This is a genomic window from Stenotrophomonas sp. 3diitr2024 (assembly GCF_042136455.1).
Lineage (GTDB): Bacteria > Pseudomonadota > Gammaproteobacteria > Xanthomonadales > Xanthomonadaceae > Stenotrophomonas > Stenotrophomonas sepilia.
Window position 1 is genome coordinate 1 of record NZ_JBHHMJ010000026.1, and the last position, 4,533, is coordinate 4,533.

2 protein-coding genes are annotated in these 4,533 nt (G+C 65.5%); both read left to right on the forward strand.

The annotated features are described in order from the left end of the window. The first annotated feature begins 236 nt into the window (after window positions 1–236). Window positions 237–1,928, forward strand: coding sequence for a malate dehydrogenase (quinone) (mqo, locus tag ABGA94_RS00385; protein ID WP_005415670.1), 1,692 nt, complete (start codon window positions 237–239; stop codon window positions 1,926–1,928). Between the two features lie 355 nt (window positions 1,929–2,283). Further along, complete coding sequence (locus ABGA94_RS00390; protein ID WP_197598461.1) at window positions 2,284–4,491, forward strand: TonB-dependent siderophore receptor; 2,208 nt, start codon at window positions 2,284–2,286, stop codon at window positions 4,489–4,491. Window positions 4,492–4,533: the final 42 nt, after the last annotated feature.

Consider the following 4,533-nt stretch of genomic DNA (forward strand, 5'->3'; position numbering starts at 1 on the left):
GCGGGTCTGATTGACGGCGTCGCCAGGCATGGCCTGGCGCTACTGGGCTGAGGTCATCAGGTCGAGCCCGCCCCCCACGTGACGGCGCCGCGAAACGTCGGATGCTGCGTTGCATCAAAAAACGACCGGATCCGGTTAGAATCGCGGATGGATGCTGCAAGGCGTTGTTTCTTCACGCCCTTTCCCTGCCCCACGCGCATCCTGACCCCTTCCCCTCCGCCAACGATCCCGCCCCCATGAAGAAATTTGGCAAGGCCCTGCTCGCCCTGCTCGTGCTGCTGTTGCTGGCCGCCGCGCTGTTCCTGTACTGGCCACTGACCCAGCGCTCCGTGCCCGCCGCCAGCAACGACAAGCCCGTCGATGTTGTGCTGGTCGGCGCCGGCATCATGAGCATCACCCTGGCCACCTACCTGCAGGAACTGCAGCCGGACTGGAACATCCAGGTCTACGAACGCCTCGACGGCGTCGCCGGTGAAAGCTCCGATGGCTGGAACAACGCCGGCACCGGCCACTCGGCGTTCGCCGAACTGAACTACACCCCGGAACTGCCCGACGGCAGCATCGAGACCAAGCGCGCGGTCGGCATCGCCGAATCGTTCGAGGTCTCGCGCCAGTTCTGGTCGCACCAGGTGAAGGAAGGCCGGCTGAGCCAGCCCAGCGACTTCATCAACCCGACCCCGCACATGAGCTTCGTCTGGGGCGATGACAACATCGCCTACCTGCACAAGCGCCAGCAGGCCCTGGTGAAGAACCCGCTGTTCTACGGCATGCAGTACTCCGAGGATCCGGCGCAGATCAAGCAGTGGGCCCCGCTGCTGATGGAAGGCCGTGACCCGAAGCAGAAGGTTGCCGCGACCTGGATGCCGCTCGGTACCGACGTCAACTTCGGTGTGATCACCCGCCAGCTGACCGCCGGCCTGCAGCGCAGCCCGAACTTCAGCCTGCACCTGAACCATGAAGTGACCGCCCTGCGGCAGAACGCCGACAAGAGCTGGAACGTCACGGTGAAGGATCTCAAGGCCGGCACCGAAACCACCACTCACACCCGCTTCGTGTTCATCGGTGCCGGCGGCGCCGCGCTGAAGCTGCTGCAGATGTCGGGCATTCCGGAATCGAAGGACTACGCAGGCTTCCCGGTCGGTGGCCAGTTCCTCGCCTTCCAGGGCCAGGACGTGACCTCGCGCCATGGCGTAAAGGCCTACGGCATGGCCGAAACCGGTTCGCCGCCGATGTCGGTGCCGCACCTGGATGCACGCAAGCTGGACGGCAAGCCGGTGGTCCTGTTCGGGCCGTTCGCGCTGTACAGCACCAAGTTCCTCAAGCACGGCTCGTGGTGGGACCTGTATTCCTCGGTGACCCACAACAACGTTGGCCCGATGCTGGAAGTGGGCAAGGACAACCTGGACCTGGTGCAGTACCTGATGGGCCAGGCGCGCCTGAACGATGCCGACCGCCAGGCCGAACTGGTCAAGTACTTCCCCAATGCCAAGCCGGGTGACTGGAAGCTGGTCACCGCCGGCCAGCGCGTGCAGATCATCAAGCGCGATCCGCTGAAGGGCCCGGTGCTGCAGTTCGGTACCGAGATCGTGACCGACAAGGACCACACCATCGCCGCGCTGCTCGGCGCGTCGCCGGGCGCGTCGACCTCGCCGCCGATCATGCTGGACCTGATGGCCAAGGCCTTCCCGGACCAGATGAAGGCCGGTTGGGAAACCCGCCTGCGCGAGATCGTGCCGTCGTACGGGCGCAAGCTCAACGACAGCGCCGCACTGGTCAACGAGATCCGTACGCTGACCAGCCAGACCCTGCACCTGCCGTACCTGGAGGTGCCGGTGGATGCGAACGCGGCGGTGCCGGCTCCGGCCGCTGCGGCTCCGGCACCGGCGAAGGAAAAGCGCAATGCCAATGAGGAACTGCAGGCGCTGTAAGCCCGCGCGTTCCTTCGATGCAGACGGACGGCCACCTTCGGGTGGCCGTTTGTTTTTGTGCGAGGTGGGTCGGATCCCTCCCGCACGGGAGGGCTCTGACCTGCGATTGGGCGTCGATGATGGGGTCAGAGCCCATTGCCTGCAGCAACGGGATCCGACCCCAGCCCGCCACCGCTCTGCGCCGGGAAGCCCCTGCGCAGTGACGCGAATTGTAATGTTGTTAAGAATTATTTACATTTGCACCCTGCGCAGTAATCGCGCCGCTCCAGATGGACCTGACCGTGCCCGAAGCCGCCGCCCCGGGTGCTGGACGACTGTTGCCGCCCTTCCCCCGTTTCCAAGCCTCGAGCCCACCATGCCCCTGCCTGTCCGTAACCGCCTGCCCCGCCGCGCGCTGCTGCCGGCTGCCCTGCTTTCGTCGCTGACCCTGCTGACCACGCCCGCCGCGTTCGCCGCCACCGATGCCGCCGGCGATGCCAAGACCCTGGACCGGGTCAGCGTCCGGGCCGAGCAGTCCGCTCCGCCGGCCAGCACCACGCGCCTGCCGATCACCCTGCAGGAAACCCCGCAGTCGGCCACCGCGATCAGCCTGCAGCGCCTGCAGGACGAATCACTGTTCAGCATCAACGATGTGATGCGCAACGTGACCGGCGTCAGTGTGTCCTTCTATGACACGCAGCGCCCGCTGTACTACGCGCGTGGCTTCGCCATCACCGACTTCCAGGTCGACGGCATTCCCACCTACAGCGGCTCCACCAACCAGGAATACGACACCGCCTTCTACGACCGCATCGAAGTGATCCGCGGTGCCAACGGCCTGCTCAGCGGCGCCGGCGTGCCGTCGGCCACGGTCAACCTGCTGCGCAAGCGCCCCGGCAAGGAATTCGACGCGTCGTTCGCGGTCAGCGCCGGTAGCTGGGACTACCGCCGCATGGAAGCCGACGTCACCGCACCGCTGACCGATGACGGCCGTTTCCGCAGCCGCGTGGTCGCCGCTTACACCGATCGCGGGCTGTACTACGACCGTTACGACGAGAACAAGATGGCCGGCATGGCGGTGCTGGAAGGCGATGTCACCGACAGCACCACCCTCACCCTCGGCTACCAGACCCAGGACAACAACCCGACCGGTTCGACCTGGGGCACCGTGCCGTTCTTCGACAGCCAGGGCAATTTCGCCCATCTGCCGCGCTCGACCAACCTGTCGCCGAAGTGGAGCTACTGGAAGCGCGAGAGCAACACCGCCTTCGCCAACCTGGAGCAGCGTTTCGGCGACAACTGGCTGCTGAAGATCAACACCGCCTACACCCGCGGCAACGTGCAGAACGTGCGCCTGTACGGCACCGGCAACCCGGACCCGGTGACCGGCTCGGGCATCTTCCTGCGTGCGGCCGCCGGTGATTCGAAAGACACCCGCCGCAATGTCGATGCTTACCTGACCGGCAACTTCCCGCTGTTCGGCCGCGACCACGACCTCACGGTCGGTGCCCAGTGGTCGGATCTGGAAGGGACCACGAACACCGTGGCGCTGAACTTCCCGAGCGACTGGGCAACGTGTGTCAGCGCCACGGGTGCACGCGAGCGCTGCTACTACATCCCCAACGTATACAGCTGGAACGGCGATATCTCCGAGGTGACCTACCGCCGCACCGGCGCGCGCCGCGTGGCCAAGACCACGCAGAGTGGCGTCTATCTGGCCACCCGCCTGCACCTGGCCGATCCGCTGTCGCTGATCGCCGGTGCACGCCTGAGCCGGTGGGAAACCCTCACCCGCTCCTACAACGCCGCCGGCGCCTATACCGGCACCAGCGGTGCGTACAAGGTGAGCGATGAAGTCACTCCGTACGTGGGCCTGGTCTACGAGATCACCCCGAACGTGTCGGCCTATGCCAGCTACACCGAGATCTTCAATCCGCAGAACTACAAGGACCGCAACGAGAACCTGCTGGCGCCGGTGCAGGGCTCGAACCTGGAAGCGGGCATCAAGACGCAGTGGTTCGATGGCCGCCTGACCGCAAATGCCGCTGTGTTCGAGGCCAAGCAGGACAACTACGCGGTGCGTGACATGGGCGTGCCGGAGGGTTCGCTCAGCGACGGCAGCTCGGCCTACATCGGCGTCAACGGTACCAAGGCGCGTGGCTGGGAGATGGATATCAACGGCGAAATCCTGCCGGGCTGGACGGTCAATGCCGGCTACACCCACGTCAAGGTCACCCGCGCCGCCACCGACCTGCTGTACGCCAACCCGCCCAAGGACCTGCTGCAGCTCAACACGCAACTGCAGCTGCGCGGTGCGCTGGAACGCCTGAGCATCGGCGGTGGCCTGCAGTGGCAGAGCAAGGTGCAGGGCTACAACATCGCCTACCCGCTGGGCGGCACGGTAACGGTGAACCAGCCAGCGTATTCGCTGGTCCAGTTCAATGCCAACTACCGCATCAGCGACAACTGGACCGCGACGCTGAGCGTGCGCAACGCGCTGGACAAGACTTACTGGGCCAACCTGGACTACAACAACTACGGCGAGCCACGCTTCGTGTCGGCCAGCCTGCGCTGGAAGTTCTGAGCCACCTGCGAACCGGTGGGTGCCGACCGTTGGTCGGCACAC

Bases quoted from the DNA above. Each gene is read 5' to 3' on its own strand.
- mqo (WP_005415670.1), top strand. From the start codon at position 237: ATGAAGAAATTTGGCAAGGCCCTGCTCGCCCTGCTCGTGCTGCTGTTG.
- ABGA94_RS00390 (WP_197598461.1), top strand. From the start codon at position 2,284: ATGCCCCTGCCTGTCCGTAACCGCCTGCCCCGCCGCGCGCTGCTGCCG.